Source organism: Arthrobacter sp. SD1074B, assembly GCF_056780195.1.
On sequence record NZ_JBRAZT010000001.1, the window covers coordinates 3,322,110 to 3,345,648 of the forward strand.

The 23,539-nt window shown below is 70.8% G+C and carries 24 protein-coding genes; 12 read left to right on the top strand and 12 right to left on the bottom strand.

Going from position 1 to position 23,539, the window contains the following annotated elements; translation table 11 throughout:
- Positions 1 to 56 precede the first annotated feature (56 nt).
- Genes ACUYM2_RS15450 through ACUYM2_RS15460 form a run of 3 tightly spaced genes read left to right on the top strand, consistent with a single transcriptional unit; the run spans position 57 to position 1,698 of the window.
- On the top strand, positions 57 to 512 hold the full coding sequence (locus tag ACUYM2_RS15450) for a hypothetical protein (protein ID WP_481600848.1): 456 nt from the start codon (positions 57 to 59) through the stop codon (positions 510 to 512).
- A 40-nt stretch (positions 513 to 552) separates the two neighbouring features.
- On the top strand, positions 553 to 1,098 hold the full coding sequence (locus ACUYM2_RS15455; protein WP_481600849.1) for a hypothetical protein: 546 nt from the start codon (positions 553 to 555) through the stop codon (positions 1,096 to 1,098).
- Between the two features lie 60 nt (positions 1,099 to 1,158).
- A complete protein-coding gene (locus ACUYM2_RS15460) occupies positions 1,159 to 1,698 on the top strand; it encodes a DUF6023 family protein (RefSeq protein ID WP_481600850.1) in 540 nt (179 codons plus the stop codon).
- 94 nt (positions 1,699 to 1,792) lie between these two features.
- Here ACUYM2_RS15460 and trhO read toward each other — a convergent pair whose 3' ends face one another.
- Positions 1,793 to 2,686: an oxygen-dependent tRNA uridine(34) hydroxylase TrhO gene (trhO, locus tag ACUYM2_RS15465; protein WP_481600851.1), complete on the bottom strand. Its 894-nt coding sequence runs from the start codon at positions 2,684 to 2,686 to the stop codon at positions 1,793 to 1,795.
- Between the two features lie 146 nt (positions 2,687 to 2,832).
- Here trhO and ACUYM2_RS15470 point away from each other — a divergent pair, with 146 nt between their 5' ends.
- Positions 2,833 to 3,525 carry a GNAT family N-acetyltransferase gene (locus tag ACUYM2_RS15470; RefSeq protein ID WP_481600852.1) on the top strand — a complete coding sequence of 231 codons (693 nt, stop codon included), beginning with the start codon at positions 2,833 to 2,835 and terminating at the stop codon, positions 3,523 to 3,525.
- A 69-nt stretch (positions 3,526 to 3,594) separates the two neighbouring features.
- On the top strand, positions 3,595 to 6,006 hold the full coding sequence (locus ACUYM2_RS15475; RefSeq protein WP_481600853.1) for a DEAD/DEAH box helicase: 2,412 nt from the start codon (positions 3,595 to 3,597) through the stop codon (positions 6,004 to 6,006).
- Positions 6,007 to 6,017: 11 nt separating this feature from the next.
- Here the strand turns inward: ACUYM2_RS15475 and ACUYM2_RS15480 are convergent, their stop codons facing one another.
- The 7 genes from ACUYM2_RS15480 to ssd all read right to left on the bottom strand — a co-directional run bounded on the left by ACUYM2_RS15480 (position 6,018) and on the right by ssd (position 11,232).
- Positions 6,018 to 6,416 carry an Rv3654c family TadE-like protein gene (locus ACUYM2_RS15480; RefSeq protein ID WP_481600854.1) on the bottom strand — a complete coding sequence of 133 codons (399 nt, stop codon included), beginning with the start codon at positions 6,414 to 6,416 and terminating at the stop codon, positions 6,018 to 6,020.
- Positions 6,416 to 6,793, bottom strand: coding sequence for a TadE family type IV pilus minor pilin (locus ACUYM2_RS15485; protein WP_481600855.1), 378 nt, complete (start codon positions 6,791 to 6,793; stop codon positions 6,416 to 6,418). The genes ACUYM2_RS15480 and ACUYM2_RS15485 overlap by 1 nt, the downstream gene beginning before the upstream one ends.
- A 158-nt stretch (positions 6,794 to 6,951) precedes the next feature.
- Complete coding sequence (locus ACUYM2_RS15490; protein ID WP_481600856.1) at positions 6,952 to 7,251, bottom strand: DUF4244 domain-containing protein; 300 nt, start codon at positions 7,249 to 7,251, stop codon at positions 6,952 to 6,954.
- 139 nt (positions 7,252 to 7,390) lie between these two features.
- The gene (locus ACUYM2_RS15495) at positions 7,391 to 8,008 is read right to left on the bottom strand and encodes a type II secretion system F family protein (RefSeq protein ID WP_481600857.1); all 618 of its coding nucleotides are present in this window, start codon (positions 8,006 to 8,008) and stop codon (positions 7,391 to 7,393) included.
- 7 nt (positions 8,009 to 8,015) lie between these two features.
- Positions 8,016 to 8,867: a type II secretion system F family protein gene (locus tag ACUYM2_RS15500; RefSeq protein ID WP_481600858.1), complete on the bottom strand. Its 852-nt coding sequence runs from the start codon at positions 8,865 to 8,867 to the stop codon at positions 8,016 to 8,018.
- Positions 8,864 to 10,057 carry a TadA family conjugal transfer-associated ATPase gene (locus tag ACUYM2_RS15505; protein WP_481601507.1) on the bottom strand — a complete coding sequence of 398 codons (1,194 nt, stop codon included), beginning with the start codon at positions 10,055 to 10,057 and terminating at the stop codon, positions 8,864 to 8,866. Before ACUYM2_RS15505 ends, ACUYM2_RS15500 begins: the two co-directional genes overlap by 4 nt.
- Before the next feature lie 56 nt (positions 10,058 to 10,113).
- Positions 10,114 to 11,232: a septum site-determining protein Ssd gene (ssd, locus tag ACUYM2_RS15510; RefSeq protein WP_481600859.1), complete on the bottom strand. Its 1,119-nt coding sequence runs from the start codon at positions 11,230 to 11,232 to the stop codon at positions 10,114 to 10,116.
- Positions 11,233 to 11,412: 180 nt separating this feature from the next.
- On the opposite strand from ssd, the gene ACUYM2_RS15515 reads away from it, so the two are divergent.
- Positions 11,413 to 13,122, top strand: a complete 1,710-nt coding sequence (locus ACUYM2_RS15515) for a bifunctional 3'-5' exonuclease/DNA polymerase (protein WP_481600860.1) — start codon at positions 11,413 to 11,415, stop codon at positions 13,120 to 13,122.
- A gap of 170 nt (positions 13,123 to 13,292) precedes the next feature.
- Complete coding sequence (locus ACUYM2_RS15520) at positions 13,293 to 13,553, top strand: YegP family protein (RefSeq protein WP_481600861.1); 261 nt, start codon at positions 13,293 to 13,295, stop codon at positions 13,551 to 13,553.
- 7 nt (positions 13,554 to 13,560) lie between these two features.
- On the opposite strand, the gene ACUYM2_RS15525 is transcribed toward ACUYM2_RS15520, so the two are convergent.
- From ACUYM2_RS15525 to ACUYM2_RS15535, 3 genes are read right to left on the bottom strand one after another with little or no spacing between them, the layout of a single operon-like run.
- Positions 13,561 to 14,241 carry an NUDIX hydrolase gene (locus tag ACUYM2_RS15525; protein WP_481600862.1) on the bottom strand — a complete coding sequence of 227 codons (681 nt, stop codon included), beginning with the start codon at positions 14,239 to 14,241 and terminating at the stop codon, positions 13,561 to 13,563.
- Complete coding sequence (gene nth / locus ACUYM2_RS15530) at positions 14,238 to 15,074, bottom strand: endonuclease III (protein ID WP_481600863.1); 837 nt, start codon at positions 15,072 to 15,074, stop codon at positions 14,238 to 14,240. Before nth ends, ACUYM2_RS15525 begins: the two co-directional genes overlap by 4 nt.
- 7 nt (positions 15,075 to 15,081) lie before the next feature.
- Entirely contained in the window at positions 15,082 to 16,452 is a 1,371-nt protein-coding gene (locus ACUYM2_RS15535; protein ID WP_481600864.1) for a hypothetical protein, read from the bottom strand.
- Positions 16,453 to 16,894: 442 nt separating this feature from the next.
- Here ACUYM2_RS15535 and acs point away from each other — a divergent pair, with 442 nt between their 5' ends.
- From acs to ACUYM2_RS15560, 5 genes are read left to right on the top strand one after another with little or no spacing between them, the layout of a single operon-like run.
- Complete coding sequence (gene acs, locus ACUYM2_RS15540; protein ID WP_481600865.1) at positions 16,895 to 18,925, top strand: acetate--CoA ligase; 2,031 nt, start codon at positions 16,895 to 16,897, stop codon at positions 18,923 to 18,925.
- Positions 18,926 to 18,965: 40 nt separating this feature from the next.
- The gene (locus ACUYM2_RS15545) at positions 18,966 to 20,222 is read left to right on the top strand and encodes an NAD(P)/FAD-dependent oxidoreductase (protein ID WP_481600866.1); all 1,257 of its coding nucleotides are present in this window, start codon (positions 18,966 to 18,968) and stop codon (positions 20,220 to 20,222) included.
- Complete coding sequence (locus tag ACUYM2_RS15550; RefSeq protein WP_481600867.1) at positions 20,219 to 20,641, top strand: SRPBCC family protein; 423 nt, start codon at positions 20,219 to 20,221, stop codon at positions 20,639 to 20,641. Before ACUYM2_RS15545 ends, ACUYM2_RS15550 begins: the two co-directional genes overlap by 4 nt.
- Before the next feature lie 57 nt (positions 20,642 to 20,698).
- A complete protein-coding gene (gene aroQ / locus ACUYM2_RS15555; RefSeq protein ID WP_481600868.1) occupies positions 20,699 to 21,172 on the top strand; it encodes a type II 3-dehydroquinate dehydratase in 474 nt (157 codons plus the stop codon).
- 2 nt (positions 21,173 to 21,174) lie between these two features.
- Complete coding sequence (locus ACUYM2_RS15560; protein ID WP_481600869.1) at positions 21,175 to 22,221, top strand: DUF2332 domain-containing protein; 1,047 nt, start codon at positions 21,175 to 21,177, stop codon at positions 22,219 to 22,221.
- A 20-nt stretch (positions 22,222 to 22,241) separates the two neighbouring features.
- Here ACUYM2_RS15560 and ACUYM2_RS15565 read toward each other — a convergent pair whose 3' ends face one another.
- Positions 22,242 to 23,426 (bottom strand): MarP family serine protease, encoded by a 1,185-nt coding sequence (locus tag ACUYM2_RS15565; RefSeq protein WP_481600870.1) that lies wholly within the window; start codon positions 23,424 to 23,426, stop codon positions 22,242 to 22,244.
- Between the last annotated feature and the right edge of the window lie 113 nt (positions 23,427 to 23,539).

A 23,539-nucleotide genomic window follows, 5' to 3' on the forward strand; every position in this document is an offset into this window, starting at 1 on the left:
CGGGAGCCGGGGACAGCCGGGGCCGGAGGGGGCGCCGCAGCGGGTAAGTTGGAGGCATGCCGTTCGTGCCACCGCTGCCGCCCCGCCCCCGCGTTCTCCGCCGTGCCCTGGCCGCCGCGGCCGGCGCCGCCGTCGTTCTCGGCGCCTCGGCGTGCTCCCCGGCGGGGTCCATCGAATCGGCCGACGTGCACGCGTGGCAGTCCACCGCCCTGCCGTCGGCCAGCGGGGCTGTACTGGCTGATGCAGGCAAGATCCTGGACCGGAATCCGGTCGCCAAAGACGCCACCGTCCCGGCTGGCAGCTACACCTTGACCATGACCTGCGAAGGCGGTGGCAAGGAATTCTTCGAGGTCTCCCTCGACGGCCAGCGGTTGACGGAGGCCGGCGCCGCCTGCAACGGGAGCCGGGAGACCGCCAGGATCAAGGTGCCGGCGGCCGGAACGCTCAAGGTCAGCGCCTCCAGCGTGGACGCCCCGCTCATTTTTGCCTACCACATGGTCCCTGCGGCCTGATGTGACTGGCGCTTGCTGCCGGTACCACTAGGCTCAGGGCATGGCTGCTACTCGGGGTAGGCAAGGGGTCCGCGCCGCGGCGCCGCTGATCGCGCTGGCGCTGGCGGTAACGGGGCTGGCCGGCTGTGAGGTTGTGGACGACGTCGGGCAGCCGGCTTCTGAAACCGCGCGTCCGGCCCGGTCTGCTACGCCGGGACCGCACCTGCCGCCCCAAGACCCGCAACTTGCCGCCAAGGCGGCCAAGAACATAACGGAAGTTCAGCGGCTCCTAGGAGCCGCACCGAAGAACGAACGGATGTCGGCTTTGAGCGGGATCGGCTTCCGCCAGACCACCTCAGGCACAGCCGAGGGTCCGTATACCGTGATTGTGGCCTGCGCTGGCGCACCAAGCGCACTCCTGACGCTTTCACAGAATGACCGCCGGGACAGGACCAGGCTGCAGCTCAACGTCAAGTGCGGGCGCACGGTCCACGCGGCCGTGAAGCTGGAATCCGGGCCAACCACGGTGCAAATCGACCCGAATTCAACCGAGCCCGATCCCGGCGCCGCCATCGGGTTCCGGCTCGTCCGCCACCCACCCCCTTAGTGGCGGCCCCGAGGCTACGTCGCTCTGGCCCGCCGGCGCGGCCGGGCCTAGAGTCAGAGTATGCCCACCGCGCAGGGACCAGCGCGGCGGCGGTCCCGCGGCGCCGCGGCCGCCGTCGCGCTGGCCGCTGTCCTTGCCTGCGCTTCGGGGCTGGCCGCCTGCGAGTATGAGTACGACGACGGGTTCTCCGGTTCTGCGCCGTCCCAGGCAGCCACGTTCACGGACGCCGCACTCCCGCAGGACCCAGGAAGGAACCGGCCGGTCATCGGGGCGGAGCTGGACGAGTGGCTGGCGGAGGTGCTGCCGGAGACCCAGGGACAGGTTTTCCACACCGCTTCCGGGCTGTTGGAGGCGGGAGAGGTCCGGCACGAGACCACCACGCAATTGCCGAGCGGAACGTATGCGCTGACCCTGGTCTGCCGGAGTACCCGCCGGGTATCGTTCACCGTCCGGGACAAGGAGAGCGTCTTGGTGGATCTCAGCCTGCGTTGCGGCAGTCCGCGCGTCAACGTGGTCCAGCTCGCCGCCGACGCGGTGCTGCGGGTCCGGATCGAGTCACTGGCGCCGGCGAATTTCGCCTACCGTATGAGCCGGATCTGAGGCTGCGCCGTGCTGAGCCGGTGCGCTCGGCGGCCGCGTCCTCGGGCGGCGGGCGCGCTCAGGCGGCGGCTGGGCTGATAGGGCGCGGGCGCGCTCAGGCGGCGCAGCCGTCCGGGCAGCGCAGCGTCGCCGGATCCGAGGCACAGTCGGCGCAGTACAGCGTCAGGGTGCGGCAGTCGGGGTTCGAGCAGTTCTCGAACTTGCTCGTGGGCGCGGCGCAGCGGACGCACTGGCCAATGGTCTTCGCGTCCTCGCTGAACTCCAGGTGCATGCGCTTGTCGAAGACGTAGAGCGAGCCCTCCCAGAGTCCCTGGTCCTTGAACGCCTCGCCGTAGCGGACGATCCCGCCGTCGAGCTGGTAGACCTCTTTGAAGCCGCGGTTGACCATCAGGCTGGAGAGGACCTCGCACCGGATGCCGCCGGTGCAGTAGGTGACGACCGGTTTGTCCTTAAGGGCGTCGTATTTGCCGGAGTCGAGCTCCCTGATGAAGTCGTGCGTCGTTGCGACGTCGGGGACGACGGCGCCCTTGAACCTGCCGATCTCGGCTTCGAAGCCGTTGCGGCCGTCGAAGAACACGACCTCGTCACCGTCCTGCCTCTTCGCGTCCACGAGCCGGTGCAGTTCCTCCGGGGCCAGATGCGTGCCGCCGCCGACCACGCCGTGTTCGTCCACCTTGAGCTCACCGGGCGCCCCGAAGGAGACGATCTCGTCGCGCACCTTGACGCTCAGCCGGGGGAAGTCCGCGGCTGAGCCGTCGGACCACTTCACGTCGATGCCACGGAAGCCCTTGTACTCGCGGGTCGTCTTGACGTACTGCTTGACCGCCCCGATCTCGCCGCCGACGGTCGCGTTGATGCCGTCTTTGGAGATTATGATCCGGCCGGTCAGCCCGAGCTTTTCGCAGAGGGCACGCTGCCAGAGCCGGACGGCGTCCGGGTCCGCGATCGGGGTAAAGCCGTAAAAGAGCACAATTCGATTCAAAGCCACGTATTTAAGCGTACTGGGCGGGGCAAAAAGCTTCAGCAACGCGGGGCCGCGGGGGACGGGCTCGCCACTGTCACAATTGGGTAAGCAAGCGGCCGCGCCGATCCCGGCCCCTGTTGCTTGCGGCGGGGCTGGAATACGCTCATCTCATGAGTCTTGACGCCATGGTTGAAGACACCACCCACCTCCTGGAGGTCTGGGTTGCCGGGTGGGCCGGTTGCCGGGGTTATGAGACGCGCAGGCAGGGCCGCTTTCCTGCGGCGCTGCGGGCGGACACGACCCACGAATGGGAGTACTTCGCCCACGATCCCTCGGATGCCGAGTTCGCTGACCTGGCCGCCAAGACCGCCGAGGTCCCGGCCCGGATCCTCACCATCCTCACCAACGATGTTCCGCGCTACACCGCGTTGGCGGAACAAAACGGACTGAACGTCACGTCGGCGTCGCAGACCATGATGGTCGTGGACATGGAGACCCAGGACTCCGAGGACCCCTGGCTTCCGGACGATGATCTCCGCTGGGTGCCCTCCACCGAGGGCGGGGTCCACCACGCCGTCGTGTACGCCGGCGAGGAGGTCGCCGCCAGCGGACGGGTGTTCGTCGCCGACCACACCGCCGTCTTCGACAAGATTGTCACCGCACCGGGGTTCCAGCGGCGGGGACTCGGCAGCTTCATCATGCGGGCACTGGCGGCGCAGGCGTTCGAACACGACGTCGAAGGGGGCCTCCTGCTGGCCTCCCTGGATGGTCAGCAACTGTACTCACATCTCGGCTGGACCACGGTGTGCCAGGTGCTGATGCTCTCCGCCTCGGACGAGGGCGCCGACCTCTCTGTGGGCTGACCGCGGACCGGTACCGGCGCCGCGGCAGGCGCCCGCGGGCGATTTGAGCCCGGGTGAAACAATGTTGGAGTGAATCCCCACGAGTCCCTGATCCCGTTGCTGGGCCGCGGCCCGGACCCGGAGCAGCTGCGGCATGTGCGCACGATCCCGGCCCGGAAGGCCGTCAATGAGCCGTGGCCGGCGTGGGCCCACCCCGATCTGGTGCAGGCCTATGGCTCGCTGGGCATCCACGAGCCGTACCGCCACCAGGTGCAGGCCGCCGACCTTGCCCATGGCGGCGAGCACGTCGTGATTGCGACCGGGACCGCTTCCGGCAAATCCCTGGCCTACCAGCTGCCGGCGCTGGACGCAGTCCACCGCTCCGAGCTGCGCGTCCTCGCCGACCCCGGCAAGATCCACGACGACGGCGCCGTCACCCTCTATCTCTCCCCCACCAAGGCCCTGGCCGCCGACCAGCTGGCCGCCATCCGCTCACTGAAGCTGCCGACCGTCCGGGCGGAGACCTACGACGGCGACACCGACCCCGCGTCCCGCCGGTGGATCCGGGACCACGCCAACGTCATCCTCGCCAATCCCGACATGCTGCACTTCGGCATCCTGCCCAACCACGCCTGGTGGGCCCGGTTCTTCCGGCGGCTGCGCTATGTGATTGTCGATGAGGCGCACAGCTACCGCGGCGTGTTTGGCTCGCACGTGGCCAACCTGATGCGCCGGCTGCGACGGATCTGTGCCTACTACAGCCCCGGCGCTTCCCACCCCGGCCCCGTGTTCATTGCCGCCTCGGCGACCGCGTCCGACCCTGGGACCTCCTTCGGCCGGCTTATCGGCGCTCCGGTCAAGGCGGTCTCCGAGGATTGTTCGCCGCACGGCGCCACCACCGTGGCGTTCTGGGAACCCGCCCTGACCGAGCTGCGCGGCGAAAACGGTGCCAAGGAGCGCCGGACCGCGGTGGCCGAAACCTCGGACCTGCTGGCCAACCTGGTCTCCTCCCGGATCCGGACCATCGCGTTCATCAAGTCGCGCCGCGGGGCCGAGACGATCGCCTCGATCACCAAACGGCTCCTCGACGAGGTCGATCCCAGCCTGCCCCAGCGGGTCGCGGCGTACCGCTCCGGGTACCTGCCGGAGGAACGTCGCGCCCTGGAGAAGGCGCTGCGTTCCGGCGAGCTGCTGGGCGTTTCGAGCACCTCAGCGCTTGAACTCGGCATCGACATCTCGGGCCTCGACGCCGTCCTGGTCGCCGGCTGGCCGGGAACCAGGGCGTCGTTGTTCCAGCAGATCGGCCGGGCCGGCCGGGCCGGACAGGATGCCATTGCTGCCTTCGTCGCGAGCGACGACCCGCTCGACACCTACCTGGTGAACCACCCCGAGGCAATATTCGACGTCTCGGTGGAGGCCACGGTCTTCGACCCCTCCAATCCCTATGTCCTCGGGCCCCACCTGTGCGCCGCCGCGGCGGAACTGCCGCTGGGCTACGCGGAACTCGGGCTCTTCGGCCCGACAGCCGAGAAGCTGCTTGACCAGCTGGTCGCCCAGGGCTACCTGCGTAAACGTCCGGCGGGTTGGTTCTGGACCCACCCCCAGAGCGCCGCGGCCATGGTGAACCTGCGCGCCGACGGCGGCGGTCCGGTGAGCATTGTGGATGCCGACACCGGTTCCCTGCTCGGGACCATGGATTCACCCCAGACGCACTACCAGGCACACACTGGCGCCGTATACGTCCACCAGGGCGAGAGCTACGTCGTCGAGGACCTGAACGAAGGCGAGCACTGCGTCGTGGTGCGGCGGGCCAACCCTGATTACTACACGACTGCGCGCGACGTGACCCAGATCGAGGTCCTGGAGACGCTCCGCACCACTCAGTGGGGCGACGTCGCGGCGCATTTCGGCGATGTGAAAGTGACGACGCAGGTGGTCTCCTTCCAGCGCAAGGCGCTCATCTCGAACGAGATCCTCGGCGAGGAACCGCTGCAGCTGGGCGCCCGGGACCTGTTTACCAAGGCGGTCTGGTTCGTGATGGACAGCCGGTCCCTGACGGGGGCCGGGCTAATCGAGGCGCAGTTCCCGGGTGCGCTGCACGCGGCCGAGCACGCCGCCATCGGGTTACTGCCGCTGGTGGCCTCCAGCGACCGCTGGGACATCGGCGGGGTGTCGACGGCCATCCACGCGGACACCGGGGTGCCCACCATTTTCGTGTACGACGGCCACCCCGGCGGTGCCGGCTTCGCCGAGCGGGGCTACGACAAGGCCAGGGTGTGGCTCTCCGCAACGCGCGACGCCATCAAAGCCTGCGAATGCGATTCCGGTTGCCCGTCCTGTGTGCAGTCCCCCAAGTGCGGCAACAAGAACAACCCGCTGGACAAGGACGCCGCCGTCACGCTGCTGGAGATGCTGCTGACCGACGCCACCGATCTCATGGTCGGCCCGGCCGTGGAGCAAAGCGCTCCGTCCGCTGGGCACATCGCGGGCCAACCGGTTTAGACCACAACCGCCTACCCGGTGTCCGGCTCTGCCGGTCCCCCGCCCTCCGTCGGGGGCGGCCCGGCCCTGGCGAGTCCGGTGGCCGGACCGAAGACCGTGCGGGAGTGAAGTTCGGTGCGGAGCTGGACAGTGTTGCCGAAGTTGATCGAACAGCTCACGAGCCCCGCACCGTGCCGGGCGGCAACCTCGGCGGCGACGGCGCACGGCTCGCCGGCGGAGAGTCCACGGGCTGCGTCCGCGGCCGCAAGGGCCGCCAGATCCGCGGACGTGGCAGCCTTCGACGCGGCCACGACCGCCTGGCCGAGCAGGACGACAGCGGTCATCGCCAGCAGCAGCACCATCCCCAGGCCGAGCGCGAGAACGGTGCCCGCACCCAGCTCCGGGTCCCGGTCCCGGTCCCGGGACGGCATCACGCGCGCCGGCCCAGGACGAGAGGCGCCGGCAGCGGAACGGAGGCCTCCGCCCCGCCCGGGGACTCACTCCGCGCCCAGGCCTTGGCGGTGAGGGTCCACGGAACCAATGGACCCACAGCCCCGCTGACGGTTCCGGACACCGTCACGCTGAGCCAGTGGCCGTCGGAGGCGACGACCACCAGGGCCGCATCCCCGGCGAGCTGCCGGACAATGCCCCCGACGGCGGCGGCGTCCTCACCGCGCGCCAGCGCCCTTGCGCCGGCCCGGGCGGCGTCTTCAAGCCGAAGTTGCGTCAATCCCGCCGCGGACCCGGCCAGCAACAGGGCCAGCAGCAACACAACGGCGGGGAGGGTGACGGCGAACTCGGCGGTCACCGCACCCCGGGACGTTTCTACGCCCCGGCCCGGACGCCGTCCTGGCCACGCTGCGTCCGGTTTCTTCGGCGGGTCCGGCAGCCCCGGCCGGCAGGCACCGGGGGGCCCAGACAAGCCGGCCCGGGCGCGCGTGGCGTTTGCACCCCGCGCCCGCCTGATCACGGTAGCGCGAGGGCCGTGCGGATGAGGTTCAACAGAAAGCCCCGGACCTCGTCGCTGCGCATGATCAATACGAGCAGGCCCGCAAAACTGACGGCCGCCAGGGTGGCAATGGCGTATTCGGCGGTGGCCATCCCCGTCTCGGAACCGCGGAACATCTTCCGTCTCCTCGGTTCCCGGGAGGGGTCCCGCACCGGCGGGGCTTGCCGGGCGCCCGGATAAAGTTCGCGGACCTCCGCGGTTCCGGCGTCGGCGGCGGCACTGTCAGGTCCGGCGGGGGCGTTTCGATGGGATGTCATGGGCTTTCCTCTCGGGAGATTCCGGCGCAAGGACCGGCTGATTCCAATCTCGCGTCCCCGCCCGGCGCCGGTAAGTCCGCGGCTCAGCCAAGTGGAAAAGTCCGGCTGTGGAGGAACAGTCGCAGCGTCCGGGCAGTGGTCAGGAGCCGGTTGGGAGCATCGCGAGCAGGACCGGAACAATGCCCAGGCACACGAAGGCCGGCAGCGAACACAGCCCCAGCGGGATGACCAGCTTCACACCCAACGCGGCGGCCCGCCGCTCGGCCGCGCGGAAGTGCTCGCGCCGCAGCCGGGCAGCCTGGGCGTTCAGGATCGCAGAGGACGGCACTCCGGTCATCGCAGCGAATCCGAGGGCATCCCTGAGGACCAGCAGTTGCGCGGGGAAGCTGTGGGAACTCCGCCAGGCGGTGTCCCAGTCCGCGCCGATCGCGAGGGCGGAGACAACCGGACCCAGCGGGCGGGCGAGCCCGGGGGCCGCGTGGGCCGCGATCAGCTCGAGCGAGCGGCCCAGGCCGGAGCCGGCGTCCAGCATGGCACCGATCAGTTCCAGCATCATGGCGGGATCGCGGAGTCCTCCGTCGGTGGCCGTCGTGTCCGCGGCGCCGCCGTTTGTGACTCCGTCGGCGATCTGCCCGCCGGGCGCGAGCCGGCCCAGCCGTTTCCAGCGCAGACCGGAGCGATGGTGGTCCGCGAGCGCCACGAGCACGGCGGCAGCCAGCAGGGCGCCGACCGTGAGACCGCCAAGGTTGGGGCTCACCGCGGGGTTACCACTGCGCCCCGGCGGCGGTCCGGACGAGGCGGGCGGACCAGCTCCGGCCCGCGGCGGTGAGGGCGAGCCCCGCGCCGAATGCCGCCAGCCCAAGTGGTGTCCCGAGGAGGATGGCTAGGGGCTCCACGCCGAGCAGGGCTCCGAGTCCGAGTCCCAGGAAGGGCAGCCAGGCCAGGATCCGGACGGTGGTCTTGGGCCCGGCCAGTGCCGTCTGCCGGGCGGCTTCGGCGTCGTCCTCGGCCTCCAGATGGGCGGCGAAGCGTGTCAGGACGCCGGCGAGCGGACAACCGCTGGCCTCGGCCACGTCGAGGCACGCCGCCAATTCCACCCAGACCGCCTGTTCCCTCCGGCGGGGGCCTCTGCGGGCACCGCTGCCGGACTCCCTGGCGGCCGCCGCACGGATTGCCGCGGCGACCGGGGAGCCCGTCCGGGCCGCGGTGCGGGCAGCGGCCAGGATCTCCAGCGACGAACCAGCCAGTGCCCCGGTCCGGCCTGGATCGCTGCTGCTTCGGCCCGCGGCACCCGGGCCGCGGTCCGGGTGCCGCTCGTCACCGTAGAGCAGCCAGAGCTCCTCCCATAGCCGCGCGGGCGTCCGGCCGCCCTTCAGCAGTGCGGCCAGCTGCTGGACCAGCACGGTCGTCGGGACCCCCGGCGCGACTCCAGCGTTCCTGCGCCAAGGCCGCGGGTGCCCACGCCAGCCGCGGCCGGCCCGCTTGGGCGACGGCACCCGGACGGTCCCCTCGAAGGCGCCGGGGAGGGCCCGCCGAATCCGCCGTCCTGCTGCGCTCCGCGGTGCGAGTGTCAGCCAGAGCGCGAGGGCCAGGATCCCGACGAGGACGGCCGTCATGGCGCCCCGCCGGCTCCGGGCACCGCGGCCGGGTCCAGACCCAGGCGCACCGCCAGCTCCGGCCAGGCGGGCCCGGCACGGACCTCGCCGCCGACCGTCTCCAGGGCCACGGCAACGGCCAGGCCTGACCTGTTTTCTCCGACCAGTCCCACGGACGCCACCCGGCGCCCGAGCCGTGTGCGTTCCAGATGGACGACGGCGTCGAGGGCGCTGGCGGCCTGCAGGCGGACGGCATCAGGCCCCATCCCCGCGAGCGCGCCGAGCGCAGTCAACCGGGCCGGGACCGCGGCCGCGGTATTGGCGTGGATGGTGCCGCCGGCGCCGGTATGCCCGGTGTTCATCGCGGCGAGCAGCTCGCGGACCTCGGCGCCGCGGCACTCCCCGACGATGAGCCTGTCGGGCCGCATCCGCAGGGCCTGCCGCACCAGCTCGCCGAGGTCAACAGTGCCGCCGCCTTCGAGGTTGCTGTGGCGCGACTCCAGAGAAACCACGTGCGGGTGGACCGGATTCAGCTCGGAGGCGTCCTCGATCAGAACGAGCCGCTCCCCCGCCCCGCAGAGCCCGAGCAGCGTGGCGAGCAGCGTCGTTTTCCCGGACCCCGTCGCGCCGCTCAGCAGGAAGCTCAGGCGGCGCTCCACCACCCTGCTGAGGACGTCCTGGAGGAACGGGCCGAACATGCCGGACCGGCCGAGTTCGTCCAGGGTGAAGACCGATTCGCGACGAATGCGCACGCTCAGCAATGTTCCCGACGTGGAGATGGGCGGCAGGACGGCGTGGACGCGGTAGCCGCCGTTTAGCCTGACATCCACGCAGGGCGAGCTGTCATCCAGCCGCCGCCCGCCGGCAGCCACCAGCCGGGCGGCCAGCGCACGGACCTGGGCCTCGTCGGCAAAGGCGACCGGCGCGCGTTCCAGCCCGCGCCCCCGGTCCAGCCACACCGAGCCTGGGCTGTTGACGAAGATGTCCGTCACGAGCGGGTCGCGCGCCAGCAGCTGCAGCGGCCCCAGCCCGTTCAGTTCGGCGCCGATGCTTTCGACGGCGGCCAGGGCGCCGGCGGTGCCGAGGAGCTTGCCGCTGGCCTGCACGGCCGCGGCTACCCGTGACGGGGTGACCGGGCCGGCGTCGGCCATGACCGATTCGCGGACCGCTTCAAGCAGCCGCGCATCCACCCGTGGCGGGGGCGGGCCCAGCTGCCTGCGGAACCGTCGGCTCTCCGGGGCCGGCGGGTCCGCCGGCAGCTGCGGGCTCACGGGAACTCGGCCCCGCTGAAGGCCAGGACTGCCTCGGTGAAGCGCTGCACACTGCGCCGACCGCCGGTGTCCAGCAGGCGCCCGAGTTCCGTGGCGGTGGCCGTCCCCCGGACCTCGGGCATAATGCCCTGCACCGGGAGCCCCACGGCTTGGGAAATCAGCGGGTAGTCGAATGCAGCGCCGGGTTTCGCCCGGATCACCAGGGCGGTCTCCACTGGCGGAAGCTCCGGCACTAGCCGGGCGGATGCCACCGCGGCCCGGAGCTGGGCGGGCAGCACTATGACGACCTGGTCGCACTCCCAGGCGAACGTCCGCAGTGCCTCGCGTCCGCGGCCGATGTCCAGCACCACCAGCTCGTAGCAGCGCCGTGCGGCGTCGAGCACGCCGGCGACCGCAGCCGGGTCGATGGCCTGGGGCCGTTCACGGTTGCCCGGCCAGGACAGGAAGGAGAAGCCGCCCGTTTCGGGCAGCGCCTCGTGGAGCTGGTCAGGGTCGATGCTGCCGCGGGCCTCGGCGAGGTCCGGCCAGCGGAGTCCGGGTTCTTCTTCGGCGGCGAGCGCCAGCTCGAGGCCGCCGCCCCAAGGGTCCCCGTCGATCAGGAGGACTCTCGCGCCCATCCCCGCGGCGGCCTGGGCCAGCCAGATCGCCGCGGTGGTAGCCCCGGCCCCGCCACAGCCGCCGATGGCTCCGAGGACGTGCCCGCCAGGGTCCGGGGCGTGCGATCGGCTGAGGTACTCGGCCAGCCAGGGACTGCCCTCGGGCAGGACGGCCACCCGTTCGGCCCCCATGGCCGCGGCCAGCTGCCAGAGGCTGTCCCCCTCGCCGCTCAGTCCCACCAGGACCGCCGGCGCACGGCGTCGAATCGGCAGTTCCGGCACGTCGCTGCCGACCAGCACCGCGACCGCCGAGTCCCAGTACGGGGCCGCCTCGGCGGCATCCCGCGCCAGTCTCAGCCGCCGTCCGGCCGCGGCCACGATCCCCTCCACCTCGCCGCGCAGGACCTCGGACCCGGTGACCAGCAGTGTCTCCGCAGCAGCGTCGGGAAGCCACGCTTCGGGTCCGGCCCGGGTTATAGGCGGGAGGGTCGCGGGTTCGGGTAGCTGGTGTCTGCTCATGCCACCACCTTGGGCGCATTGGACGCCGGCGGTACCTGCCGCCGGCGGCTATGTGGAAAACCGCGGCGAGTTTCCCCAGGCCGGTCGGTCGTTCAACGCCGCACCCTCCACGCTGGCCCCTCCAGTGCGGCCCCTCCAGACCGTCCTCCGATGACAGAGGGACAAGGCAGAATTGAGCCTATGCATCTGCTGCTCGCCGCCCACGCCCACGGCGCAGCCCTGCAACGCCTCACGCCGGCAGGGGCCCCCGATCCCGCCGCCACGGAACCGCGCCTGGTCAGCGCGGCCGAACTGCCCGGCGTCGTGCGCCAGCTGGAACTGCAGCGCCCGCGCTGGATCTGGCACCGCACGCAGGACTGGTACCCTGCCCTGCTGGCGGCCCGCGTCGAGCTGGAACGCTGCTACGACCTCACCCTGTGCGGCGCCATCCTGGCCCACTCGGCGTTCACCGCCCACACCGACTACGCCAGGACCGCGGAGAAGCTGACCCAGGACGACGACGTGCAGCAGCCACCGCGGTCGCTGCAGCCGCCGCCCCCACCGGTGGACCAGGGCGCCCTGTTCGAAGACCCTGGCCTGCGCTCGACGCCGAGGTACACGCCCGAGCAGCTGCGGGCCGAATACGCCGCGCAGCAGGACGCCCTGGCCGGCGTCGCTCCGGACGGTGACCGCCGCAAACAGCGGCTCCAACTCCTGCTCGCCGCCGAATCCGCCGGCGCCATGATCGCCGCCGAGATGCAGCACACCGGCGTGCCCTGGCGCGAGGAGCTGCACGAGCAGATCCTCGCGGACTACCTCGGCCCGCGGCCGCCCCAGGGCCACCGGCCGGCCAAGCTGGAAGCCCTGAACAGCGATCTCCGCCGCCTGCTGCAGTCGCCGGCGCTGAACCCGGATTCCCCGCAGGAGCTGATGCGCGCCCTGCACCGGAACGGCATCGAGGTGAAGAGCACCCGCCAGTGGGAGCTGAAGGAATCCAACCACCCGGCGATCGAACCACTGCTGGCTTACAAGAAACTCGCCCGCCTGCACGCCGCCAACGGCTGGGCGTGGCTGGACGCCTGGGTCAAGGATGGCCGCTTCCAGCCGGAGTACGTGGTGGGCGGGGTGGTGTCCGGGCGCTGGGCCTCCCGCGGCGGCGGGGCGCTGCAGATCCCCCGCCAGATCCGCGGCGCCGTCCACGCGGACGCAGGCCACAAGCTGATCGTCGCGGACGCCTCGCAGCTGGAGCCTCGTGTGCTGGTAGCGCTGGCCCAGGATTCCAAAATGGCGGAGGCTGCCCGCGACAAGGACCTCTACGCCGGCATCGCCGCGCAGGGCTTCGGCGGCGACCGGGCCAAGGCCAAGGTCGCGCTGCTCGGCGCTATTTACGGCGCCACCACGGGCGAATCCGGACGGCTCATGCCGCAGTTGGCCCGCACCTACCCGCGTGCCGTCGGCTTCGTGGAGCAGGCCGCCCGCGAGGGCGAGGCGGGGAAGACCGTCACATCCCGGCTGGGCCGGAGCAGCCCGCCGCCGTCGGACCGCTGGCTGCGCGCCCAGCAGTCCGCCACCGCGGAGGAACAGCGCCGGGCAGAGTCGCTGGCCCGCTCGCGCGGAAGGTTCACCAGGAACTTCGTGGTGCAGGGCTCCGCGGCCGACTGGGCTGCCTGCTGGCTGGCTGAACTGCGACGTCGGCTGCGAACCCTGCGCGCGGACGGAGCCCCGGCCGGGGAGCTGGTCTTCTTTCTCCACGATGAGGTGATGGTCCACTGCCCGGCCGGCGCCGTCGAGGCCTGTGTCCGGGCGATCGAGGAATCCGCGGCTGCTGCCAAGGAGCTGCTGTTCGGCCAGATCCCGGTGGAATTTCCGGTCAGCGTCGCCGTGGTCGACTCCTACGACAACGCCAAGTAGCGCCGCGAAACCGCAGCCCCCGAAGGCGGCCCGGACGCCCGGGGGTAACGTACCCGCCAGTAGCGTTGCGCCCGCTCCGCAGGCCCCGTTACGCTCGAAAAGGCCGGTGGCAATCCCGATTGTTCCGCCGGCGCAAATGCAACGAGGCAGGGAACCGGGAAGGCAGCAGAGTGGCTGGCGTATTCGAGATTGCAGCGGCCGGAGACGAGTCGTATTTCTTCAGGCTGACGGCACCGGACGGGACAGTAGTTGCTGTTTCACCGCTTTTTAACACCATCAAGGGGGCGGCGGCAGGCATCACTGCGGTCCGTGAGAACGCGGCCACCGGGCTGGTTGTGGACCGGTCCGCCAGGAAGGCGGCCGGCAAGTCCGCCGCCGCGGTGGCCTGGCCCGCCAACCAGCGGCCGGAGACCCGGCGAGCCGTCCGCTAGCGGCGCGCTAGGCGTCGATGCCGTGGAGCCTGGTGCGGTCCCACGGGACTGCCCAGCCCAGTTGGTCGAACAGCTGGTTGAGTATCATCCCGGTAAAGCCCCACACCACCACACCGTTGACGGTAAAAGCCGGGCTCTGGAAGGTCTGGCCGGCCCGGGTCACGGTCGCCATGACCCGGTTGTCCGGATCGAGTAGGTCCCGGACGGGCACCCTGAAGACCTGGGACGACTCGCCGTAGTCCACCACCCGCACGGGGGACTGGGAGGCCCACCAGCCAAGCACCGGCGTCACCAGGAAATTGCCGCGGGGAAGGGCCAGCTCGGGCATGGCGCCGAGGACCTGCACCCCTTGCGGGTCCAGCCCGGTCTCCTCCTCGGCCTCGCGCAGGGCCGCTTCGATGACGGACTCGCCGGGGTCGATGCCGCCGCCGGGAAAGGCGACCTGGCCGGGGTGGTCATCGAGGGTCTGCGCGCGTTGGAGCAGCAACACGTCCAGATCCGCCGGTGCCAACAGCTTCACGGACGTCGCGGGGACGTCGTCCAGCGAGCCGAACAGCATCAGCACGGCGGCCCGGCGCACGCGTTGTCCCGGCTCAACCACCAGTTCGCGCCAGCGCGGATCCGCCGCCGGCGCCGTGCCGGCCTGGACCGCGGCCACGAGGTCAATCAGGTCCTGGCGGGCGGTCATCGCGGCCTTCTCTGCGATTCCATCCGAATTTCGGCGGCGCGGTGGGTCTCGGCCAGCAGCTTCGCGAGCAGTTCTTCCTGCCCCGGGGCCAGCTCGTACTTCAGCAGCTTCCTGGCCTTCCCCGGGTCCGTCTCACCCACCCCATAGCTGGGGCACCAGTTCGCCACCGCGCAGGCGCCGCACGCCGGTTTGCGGGAATGGCAGACGCGCCGGCCGTGGAACACGACGCGGTGCGAGAGCATGGTCCAGTCTTTTGGCTCGAACAGTTCGGCGACGTCGGTTTCGATCCGGACGGGGTCATCCGACTCCGTCCAGCCGAAGCGGCGGGCCAGCCGGCCGAAGTGGGTGTCCACCGTGATGCCGGGGACGCCGAATGCGTTGCCCAGGACGACGTTCGCGGTCTTCCGTCCGACGCCGGGCAGCTTGACGAGGTCTTCCAGCCGCCCGGGCACCTCGCCGTCGTAGTCGTCCACCAGCTTGGTGCACAGCGCCATCAGGTTCCGCGATTTGGCCCGAAAAAACCCGGTGGGCTTGATGATGGCCTCCAGTTCCGCGGGATCGGCCTCGGCCATGCTGCGGGCGTCCGGGAACCGGGAAAACAGCAGCGGGGTGATCTGGTTAACCAGTACGTCCGTGGTCTGTGCCGAGAGCACGGTGGCGACCACCAGCTCGAACGGGCTGCGGAAATCCAGTTCCGCGTGGGCGTAGGGATACTGCTCCGCCAGTGCCTTGTTGATCCGGCGGGCGCGGCGCTTGAGCCCCAGCAGCGTCTCCCCCGCCGCCGGCCGGGGCTTGCCGCTGCCGGCCGCCGCGCTGCGAGGTACCGTGGCCATAGTCCGGCTAGCCGCGTTCGATGTTGCTGAGGTCGCGGAGCACACCGACGCGGCCGTCCGTGTGCTGGACCAGGAACTCATGGCCGCGGTCCTCAAGGGCGAGGACCCATCCGCCGGGTTCGACGACAAATGCCGGGGCGCCGCTCCGCTCGTCCACCGCAGTGCGGGGCTGGGCGACGGCGAACCAGAATGCCTCGTAGGCCGGTTGGGCCGGCCCGGTCTCGGGCCGGGTCGCCGGGTCAACGGTCGCGCCGATCGGCTCCTGCGAACGGACCTGGGGGGTGAGGGCGGTGGGTGCCTCGTGGCTTGCGGGCGCGGGCGCTGCCGCCGTGGCCGCCGGGACCGCGGCGGCCTGGGTTGCCTCCGGGTTGGCGCCCTGCGCGGCCGGGCCCTCGGAAGCCGAGGACGCCGCCGGGGCGGCTGCCGCCTGGGTCTGCTCGGCGGCGGGCGGTGCTGCTTCGGCTGCCGGGTTAGAGGGCGCGTAGGCCGCCGCCGGGGAGGGTGTCGGCGTCGGGGCCGGTGCGGGCGCGGGAACGACGCCGTGCGCCTGGGTGGCCGGCTCGGTAGCCGCCGGAGGGGCGGAGGTTGCGGCAGCGCCGGCGGCGCCGCTCCCAGCGGCACCGGGAGCCGTACCCGTGGATGCCCCGTGGAATTCGTGGTCCTGCGGTGTAGCCTGGGCCCCGCCGGCCTGTTTGCCGGGGGCCATCCGTTTGGCCCAGCCGGACAGTGGGCTGCTTCCGCTCTTGGGGCTCTTCGGCTCGCCGGCGGGCTTGGCGGCCTTGGGGGCGCGCGGCTTGCGGACCGGCTCCGCGGCTTCCCGCGCCACGACGTGCGCGGGGGCTTCCGCGCGGTGCAGGAAATCACCGGCCAGACTGGGAATCAGCCTCGCGAGCACGGTGGCGGTGAAGAGTCCGAGCGCGCCCACAAGGCCCACCAGCAGGCTGGGCACAAACGCACCGGCGGCCGCCAGGAAGAAGAACGCCAGGCTGAAGGACGCCACGACGGAGGCGAACTGGTCGATCGAGAGGGAGCCGATCCGGATTTTGGTGCCCGGGCTGACCCGGCGCGCCACAAAGAGGGCGGCGACGATCAGCGGCAGCAGCACGCCCAGGGCAAGGAAGAACAGGCTGCCCAGGTTCCACAGGTTGTACCGGTCGGCGAACATCGGGATCAGCGAAGCGATGAACAGCAATAGCGTGGAGCCGAAGACGGTGAGGTCACGGACCGTGAATGGCCCGGCGACGGCTTCGTTGTTCTTCGAGTTCGGCTTGTCCACCGTGAAGCGCGGCTGGTCCCCCCGCCCATTGGCCTGCGCCGGACCGGCGTGGCCCTCGTTGCGGGAGGGCCCGTGGAGGCGCCCGTTGCTTTGCTCGTTCATTCTGTTCTCCTTAGCGTGGCCGCACCCTGGACAGTGCCGCCTAACGGCAGGCAAAAACAGGACCGCCAGCGGTCCTGCCGCCCCCATCGGATGTCACGACTTCATCTCAGCCTAGCCAAGTGGAGGTCCGATCACTAGCTGGGTTGACGTCGCTCCAGCCCCACCGGGCGGGCCATTTCGCCCTGCGCGTAAAGCGCCGTGAACGCCGGGGGAACCCTGCCCCCGTCACCGAGTCCCGCGCCACTTGGCGCTTAATAAACACCGCTCACGGCTCCCTTTGTGACGGGGCGCACGTTCTGTCGGAGCCACGCGTTAGTGTGTATTTCGGAACAGCTCTTGCGGCACGTCCGTGACCAGCCGATGCCCGACGCCGCGCAGACGGCGCGGCTGCGGTGTACCGGACGTTCCGTGCAGCACGGATCAATGAATGATGAGGTTCACCATGTCCCAGCAGACCCCCGGCACCACCACGACAACGCCCCGGCAGGGCGACGCCTTCGAAAACCTCTCGCAGGAGAACCGGAAGTTCGCCCCCTCCGCCGAGTTCGCCGAGAACGCCGTGGTCACCGCCGCCGATTACGCAGAGGCCGACGCCGACCGGCCGGCGTTCTGGGCCAAGCAGGCCCGCAGCCTGCTGAGCTGGAGCAAAGACTTCACCCAGACGCTGGACTGGTCCAACCCGCCGTTCGCCAAATGGTTCGTCGGCGGCGAGATCAATGCCGCGTACAACGCCCTGGACCGGCACGTCGAGGCCGGCAACGGGGACCGCGTCGCCATCTACTTCGAGGGCGAGCCCGGCGACACCCGCAGCTACACCTACGCGCAGCTCGCGGACGAGGTCAAGAAGGCCGCCAACGCGTTCGAGTCCCTCGGCGTGGCCAAGGGTGACCGGGTGGCCGTGTATTTGCCGATGATCCCCGAGGCCGTCATCACGCTGCTGGCCTGCGCCCGGATCGGCGCCATCCACTCTGTTGTCTTCGGCGGTTTCTCCGCCGAAGCGCTTCGTTCCCGGATTGACGACGCCGAGGCCAAACTGGTCGTCACGGCCGACGGCACCTACCGCCGCGGCAAGCCCAGTGCGCTCAAGCCCGCGGTCGACGAGGCGCTGGCCCACGAGGGAGACGGCACCGGGCACACCGTTCAGAACGTCGTCGTGGTCAAGCGCAACGGCCAGGACGTCGACTGGCACGAGGGCCGGGACCACTGGTGGTCCGACACGGTCGGCGCCGCGTCCGCCGACCACACCGCCCTCGGCCACGACGCCGAGCACCCCCTCTTCATCCTGTACACCTCCGGCACCACGGGAAAGCCCAAGGGCATCCTGCACACCACCGGCGGCTACCTCACCCAGACGGCCTACACGCACAAGGCGGTCTTCGACCTGCACCCGGAGACGGACGTCTACTGGTGCACGGCCGACGTCGGCTGGATCACCGGCCACTCCTACGTCGCCTACGCGCCGCTCATCAACGGCGCCACCCAGGTCATGTACGAGGGCACCCCCGACTCCCCGCACCAGGGCCGCTGGTGGGAAATCGTGGAAAAGTACAAGGTCTCCATCCTTTACACCGCTCCCACCGCCATCCGGACTTTTATGAAGTGGGGCAAGGAGATCCCGGCGAAGTCGGACCTGTCCTCCATCCGCGTCCTGGGATCGGTGGGGGAGCCCATCAACCCCGAGGCGTGGATGTGGTACCGCGACGTCATCGGCGCCAACGCCGGGAAGAACGGGGAAAAGAAGGAGCACCCCGCTCCCGTCGTGGACACCTGGTGGCAGACCGAAACCGGTGCGCAGATGATTGCCCCGCTGCCCGGCGTGACCGCCACCAAGCCGGGCTCTGCCCAAGTCCCGCTGCCCGGCATCGCTGTGGACGTCGTCGACGAGGCCGGAGAGTCCGTGCCCAACGGCGCCGGCGGCTACCTCGTCATCCGCGAACCCTGGCCGGCCATGCTGCGCGGCATCTGGGGCGACCCGGAACGCTTCAAGGAAACCTACTGGTCCCGCTTCGAAACGATGTACTTCGCCGGCGACGGCGCCAAGAAGGATGACGACGGCGACATCTGGCTGCTCGGCCGGGTGGACGACGTCATGAACATCTCCGGCCACCGGCTTTCCACCGCGGAGATTGAGTCCGCCCTCGTGTCCCACCCGGCCGTGGCGGAAGCCGCCGTCGTCGGCGCAGCGGACGATACCACCGGCCAGGCGGTCGTGGCGTTCGTGATCCTGCGCGGGGACGCGGTCGACTCCGGTGACGCAATGGTCCAGGAGCTCCGCAACCACGTGGGCAAGGAGATCGGGCCGATCGCTAAGCCCAAGACCATCCTGATTGTTCCGGAACTGCCCAAGACCCGCTCCGGCAAGATCATGCGCCGCCTGCTCAAAGACGTCGCGGAAGGCCGTGAAGTGGGAGATGCCACCACCTTGGCCGACAACACGGTAATGGCACAGATCGCCCACTCACTCAAGAAGTGAGCCCGGACCCGGTCCGGCGCTTCACGGGACGGCGGCTGCGGTGACGGAATCGTGCGAGGTCCTGGTGGTCGGTGCTGGCCTCGGCGGCCTGCAGTGTGCCCGGGAACTGCAGGCCGCCGGGCGCGAGGTGCAGGTCTGGGAAGCCTCCGACGCCGTCGGAGGCAGGATCCGCACGGACCGGGTCGACGGATTCCTCGTGGACCGCGGCTTCCAGGTGCTGAACCCGGCGTACCCTGCGGTCCGCCGCTGGGTCGACGTCGGCGCGCTGGGGCTCCAGGCCTTCGGCGCCAGCGTCCGGGTCCGGCGGCAGGACTCCCTGGCGGTCCTGGCCCACCCCCTGCGTGAGCCGGGCATGGTCCTGCAGATGCTGCGCAGCGGACTCCTGGGCCCGCGCTCCGTCGCTGGGCTGCTGCGCTGGGCTGCGCCGGCCGTCGCGGGCGCCCGGTGGGATGGCGCCCGGCGGCCCGGACGCCCGGACGTCGCACTGCGGGACGGCCTGGACCGGGCCGGCTGTTCCGGCGAAGTCCGCACGGTGGTGGACCGGTTCTTTGCCGGGGTGCTGCTGGAGGACGAGGGCACCACCTCAAACGACTTCGCCCTGCAACTGGCGCGGGTCTTCGCCACCGGCGTTCCCGGGCTGCCGTGCGACGGCATGCAGGCGCTCCCGCAGCAGTTGGCGGACGCCCTCACCGCACCGGTCCGCACCTCGACACGGGTGGAGACGATCACGCCGGACGGGGACACGGTCCTGGTCACCGCAGCGGATGCGGTCATCCGGGCCCGCCGCGTGGTCCTCGCCGCCGATCCGGTCAACGCGTCCCGGCTCGCCGGGACCGAGGCGCCGGCCATGAAGGGGGTGCTCACGCACTGGTTTGCCGCTGGCTCGGCCCCCAGCGACGCCAACATGCTCTATCTTGACGGCCGCACCAGCCCGGGCGGACCACTGGTCAACGCTGCCGTCATTTCCAACGCGGCACCGAGCTACGCGCCCGCCGGCCGGCACCTGATCCAGACGTCCGCGCTGTTCGGCGCGGGCCGGCCGGTGCCAACCGATGCTGAGGTCCTCCGCCACGCCGGGGAACTTTTTGGTTCTTCCACGGTTGGCTGGGAGCTGGTGGCGAGGCACGAGATACCGCAGTCGCTGCCCGCGCAGCCGCCGCCGCTCAGGCCCGGGCACCCCCGGGAGGGTCCCACCGGGCTCACCGTCTGCGGCGACTACCGGGAAACGGCTTCCATCCAGGGCGCGCTGGTCAGCGGACACCGCGCCGCGCTGGCGGTCCTCGGCCGGCCGGTGTGACATTCTCCGTAACCCGCCGGGTGGCCGCGCCCGCGGACGTGGTGTGGGGGCTGCTTACGGACACCGCGCAGTGGCCGGCGTGGGGGCCGTCCATCAGCGGCGTCGAGCCGGAACCGACGGGCGACGTCCCGGCGGAACTCGCGCCCGGCAGCCGCGGCACGGTCCGCACCGTCCTCGGACCGTCGCTGCCGTACGCGGTGACAGCGTTTGAGGCCGGCCGGTACTGGTCTTGGTCCGTCGCCGGAATCCCCGCCACCGGCCACCGCGTAGTCCCGGCGCCCGGCGGCTGCCTGGTCACCTTCACCGTCCCATGGTGGGCACCTGCCTATCTGCCGGTCTGTGCCCTGGCGCTGCGGCGGATAGAGCAGCTCGCGACAGGTCCGCGGGCGCCCGGACGGCGCCGCCCACCCGGCGGTTGATGAACTCCGCAGGAAACATCGACCTACGGTCCGGGACAACGCGATACATTGGCAGGCATGAGCGAAGCCACCCCCGCCGACGCGCGCCGCGGCACCATCCTGGTCCTCAACGGACCCAACCTGAACCTGCTGGGCACCCGTGAGCCCGAAAAGTACGGCACCGCCACCCTGGCCGACGTCGAACAGCTCGTCAAGGACGCCGGCGCCGCGCACGGCTTCGACGTCGAGTGCTTCCAGTCCAACCATGAGGGCGCGCTGGTGGACGCCGTCCATGCCGCCCGGGGGAAGGCGGTGGGCATCGTGCTGAACGCCGGCGCCTACACGCACACCTCGGTGGCCATCCGCGACGCGATCACGGCCGTGCAACTGCCCACCGTCGAGGTCCACATCACCAACGTGCACGCCCGGGAGACATTCCGGCACCACTCCTACCTTTCGGATATCAGCAAGGCGGTGATCGCCGGCGCGGGCATCCTCGGGTACCGCTTCGCCGTCGAGTACCTCGCCGAGCTGGACGCGGGCCGGGGCTGAGCATGTCCCCCGCGCCGGAGCCCTCGGGGACCGCGGACTGGTACCGGCACTTCGGCACCATCGATGCGCCGGACAATTCCGCCTGCTATGCCGAATGGTCGCTGGGCATCGCGGATGATCCGGAACTGATCCGGCGCATCGACGACTGGCCGCACACCAAGCGCCAGCCGCTGCTGATGCTGGCTGCGGCCCGCTTCCTCGGCGCCCGGATCAGCCCCTACCCCGAGTTCCGGCGCTTCCTGGACAGTCACTGGGACGAGGTCTCCCGGATTGTCCTCTCCCGGTCCACGCAGACAAACGAGACCGGACGCTGCGCCGCGTTGCTGCCCTCCCTTGCCCGGATCACCGCTGCGGAGGGACGTCCGCTGGCCCTCATCGAGGTCGGCGCCTCGGCAGGGCTGGCGCTGTTCCCCGACCGCTACGGCTACGAATTCGACGGCGGGGCCGGGGCGGTCACCCGGCTCGCACCGGCCGCCGCCCCGCCCGGAAGTTACCCCGTGCTGCGCTGCACCACGACCGGGCCGGTGCCGCTGCCCGCCGCGCTACCCGCGGTGGTGTGGCGGGCAGGCATCGACCTGAACCCGTTGGACATCCACAACCCCGACGACGTGGCCTGGCTGGAGGCGCTGATCTGGCCGGAGCAGGACTTCCGCCGCGAGCGGCTACGCCTGGCGATCGCCGTCGCGCGCGCCGATCCGCCGCTGCTGGTCGCCGGAGACCTCAATGAACAACTGGTGTCGCTGGCGGCGCAGGCCCCGCCGGACGCCGCCCTGGTGGTCTTCCACAGTGCGGTCATGGCCTATCTCGATGCCGCCGGCCGCGAACGTTTCCGCGACACCATCGCCCTGCTGGCGGCGGACCGGGGCTGCCACTGGATCTCAAACGAGGGCCACACCGTCATCCGGCAGCAGGACGGGTCCAGCGTGGTTCCGGAAATGGACGACTCACGCCTCCGCGGCCGCTTCCTGCTGCTGGAGGACGGCCTGCCGGTGGCCATCGCCGGCCCGCACGGCCAGAGCCTGGAGTGGATCGAAGCGGCCACGGCCTGACGCCGCCCGCTCCGCAGGGTTTATTTCTTGATGCACTGGCCCGGCGAGACGGCGTTGCCGAGCCCCGGCGCCCGCGCGGCGACAGGGTCAAGGTCGCTCATGGTGATGGCGAACCCGAGCGAGGATTCAGAGGTGGACTTCGCGAAAACGACGCCGGCCACCTTGCCGTCCATGGTCAGCAGCGGCCCGCCGGAGTTCCCCGGCTGCACGTCGCCGGCGAGCCGGTAGACGTCCTCGGCGGCGGCGTTGTTGCCGTAGATGTCCGGGACCAGGACGGTGGTGATGTCCCGCACCGTTGCCGGTTTGGACTGGAACGGACCGCCGTGCGGGTACCCGGCAAACGCCGCAGGGCTGCCGGCGGGAAGGTTCCGGCCCAGTTGCAGCGGCGCGGAGCGCAGCCCGTCCACTGCCAGGACCGCCAGGTCATGCTGGCTGTCGAAGTAGACGACCCGGCCGGGGAGCGCCCCGCCGCCCGGGACCTCCACAACAGGCTCCGGTACCCCGGCCACCACGTGGGCGTTCGTCACCACCCGGCCGGGCGAGACCACAAAGCCGGTTCCGGTCTGGTTCTGGCCGCACTGGTAGGCGGTTCCGGCGATCTTCAGCACCGAAGCTGCCGCCTTGTTCAGCGCCGGGGTGTCGGTGCTGGCGTCCGGGACCGGCACGGGCCGGCCACCGACGCCGCCTTCGAACAGGGTGGGAATCCCCTCGCCGATCACCGCGGAGCGCAATTGGGCCATGGACGTCTTCAACGGCGTCGGGGTGACGCCGTCGATGAACCCGATGACCTTGGAATCGGCCAATTGCTGGGAAACAAAGGGCACACCGAGGGCGCTGATGCTGAACGCCAGCATGGACATCACGAGCGCCGACACGGCAAGGTTGACGCCGCCGCCGACGACGCGGTCGGCCAGCCGGAGCGGGCTGATCCTGACCACGCTCCGGAGGCGCCGCCCGATCATGGTGCCCAACCCGTGCCCCACCATCATCAGCAGGACAGCGGCGGCGATGATCGCCGTGAGCCGCCAGCCCGAGTCGTCGACAAGGTCGCTGACGACCGGCACGGACACGAAGGCGGCCACGGCCCCCGCCGCGAACCCTGCGATGCCGCCAAGAGTCACCAGGAAGCCGTTGCGCAGCCCGTAGATCAGGTAGGACAAGAGCGTCAGGATCAACGCCAGGTCCAAGATGGTCAAGCCGAACACCGGGGCTCCTTAATGACTGGTAAGACCCCCATTCTACCGGCGCAGGCTGACAGTTTGGCGGGTGCCCGAGGCAGGGCCCGCCCGTCACGCGCCCGCCGTTTCGCGCGTTTCGG

Coding starts and splice junctions, on each gene's coding strand:
- ACUYM2_RS15450 (WP_481600848.1), top strand. CDS start 57: ATGCCGTTCGTGCCACCGCTGCCGCCCCGCCCCCGCGTTCTCCGCCGT.
- ACUYM2_RS15455 (WP_481600849.1), top strand. CDS start 553: ATGGCTGCTACTCGGGGTAGGCAAGGGGTCCGCGCCGCGGCGCCGCTG.
- ACUYM2_RS15460 (WP_481600850.1), top strand. CDS start 1,159: ATGCCCACCGCGCAGGGACCAGCGCGGCGGCGGTCCCGCGGCGCCGCG.
- ACUYM2_RS15470 (WP_481600852.1), top strand. CDS start 2,833: ATGAGTCTTGACGCCATGGTTGAAGACACCACCCACCTCCTGGAGGTC.
- ACUYM2_RS15480 (WP_481600854.1), bottom strand. CDS start 6,416: ATGCCGTCCCGGGACCGGGACCGGGACCCGGAGCTGGGTGCGGGCACC.
- ACUYM2_RS15490 (WP_481600856.1), bottom strand. CDS start 7,251: ATGACATCCCATCGAAACGCCCCCGCCGGACCTGACAGTGCCGCCGCC.
- ACUYM2_RS15500 (WP_481600858.1), bottom strand. CDS start 8,867: ATGACGGCCGTCCTCGTCGGGATCCTGGCCCTCGCGCTCTGGCTGACA.
- ssd (WP_481600859.1), bottom strand. CDS start 11,232: ATGAGCAGACACCAGCTACCCGAACCCGCGACCCTCCCGCCTATAACC.
- ACUYM2_RS15515 (WP_481600860.1), top strand. CDS start 11,413: ATGCATCTGCTGCTCGCCGCCCACGCCCACGGCGCAGCCCTGCAACGC.
- ACUYM2_RS15525 (WP_481600862.1), bottom strand. CDS start 14,241: ATGACCGCCCGCCAGGACCTGATTGACCTCGTGGCCGCGGTCCAGGCC.
- nth (WP_481600863.1), bottom strand. CDS start 15,074: ATGGCCACGGTACCTCGCAGCGCGGCGGCCGGCAGCGGCAAGCCCCGG.
- ACUYM2_RS15535 (WP_481600864.1), bottom strand. CDS start 16,452: ATGAACGAGCAAAGCAACGGGCGCCTCCACGGGCCCTCCCGCAACGAG.
- acs (WP_481600865.1), top strand. CDS start 16,895: ATGTCCCAGCAGACCCCCGGCACCACCACGACAACGCCCCGGCAGGGC.
- aroQ (WP_481600868.1), top strand. CDS start 20,699: ATGAGCGAAGCCACCCCCGCCGACGCGCGCCGCGGCACCATCCTGGTC.
- ACUYM2_RS15560 (WP_481600869.1), top strand. CDS start 21,175: ATGTCCCCCGCGCCGGAGCCCTCGGGGACCGCGGACTGGTACCGGCAC.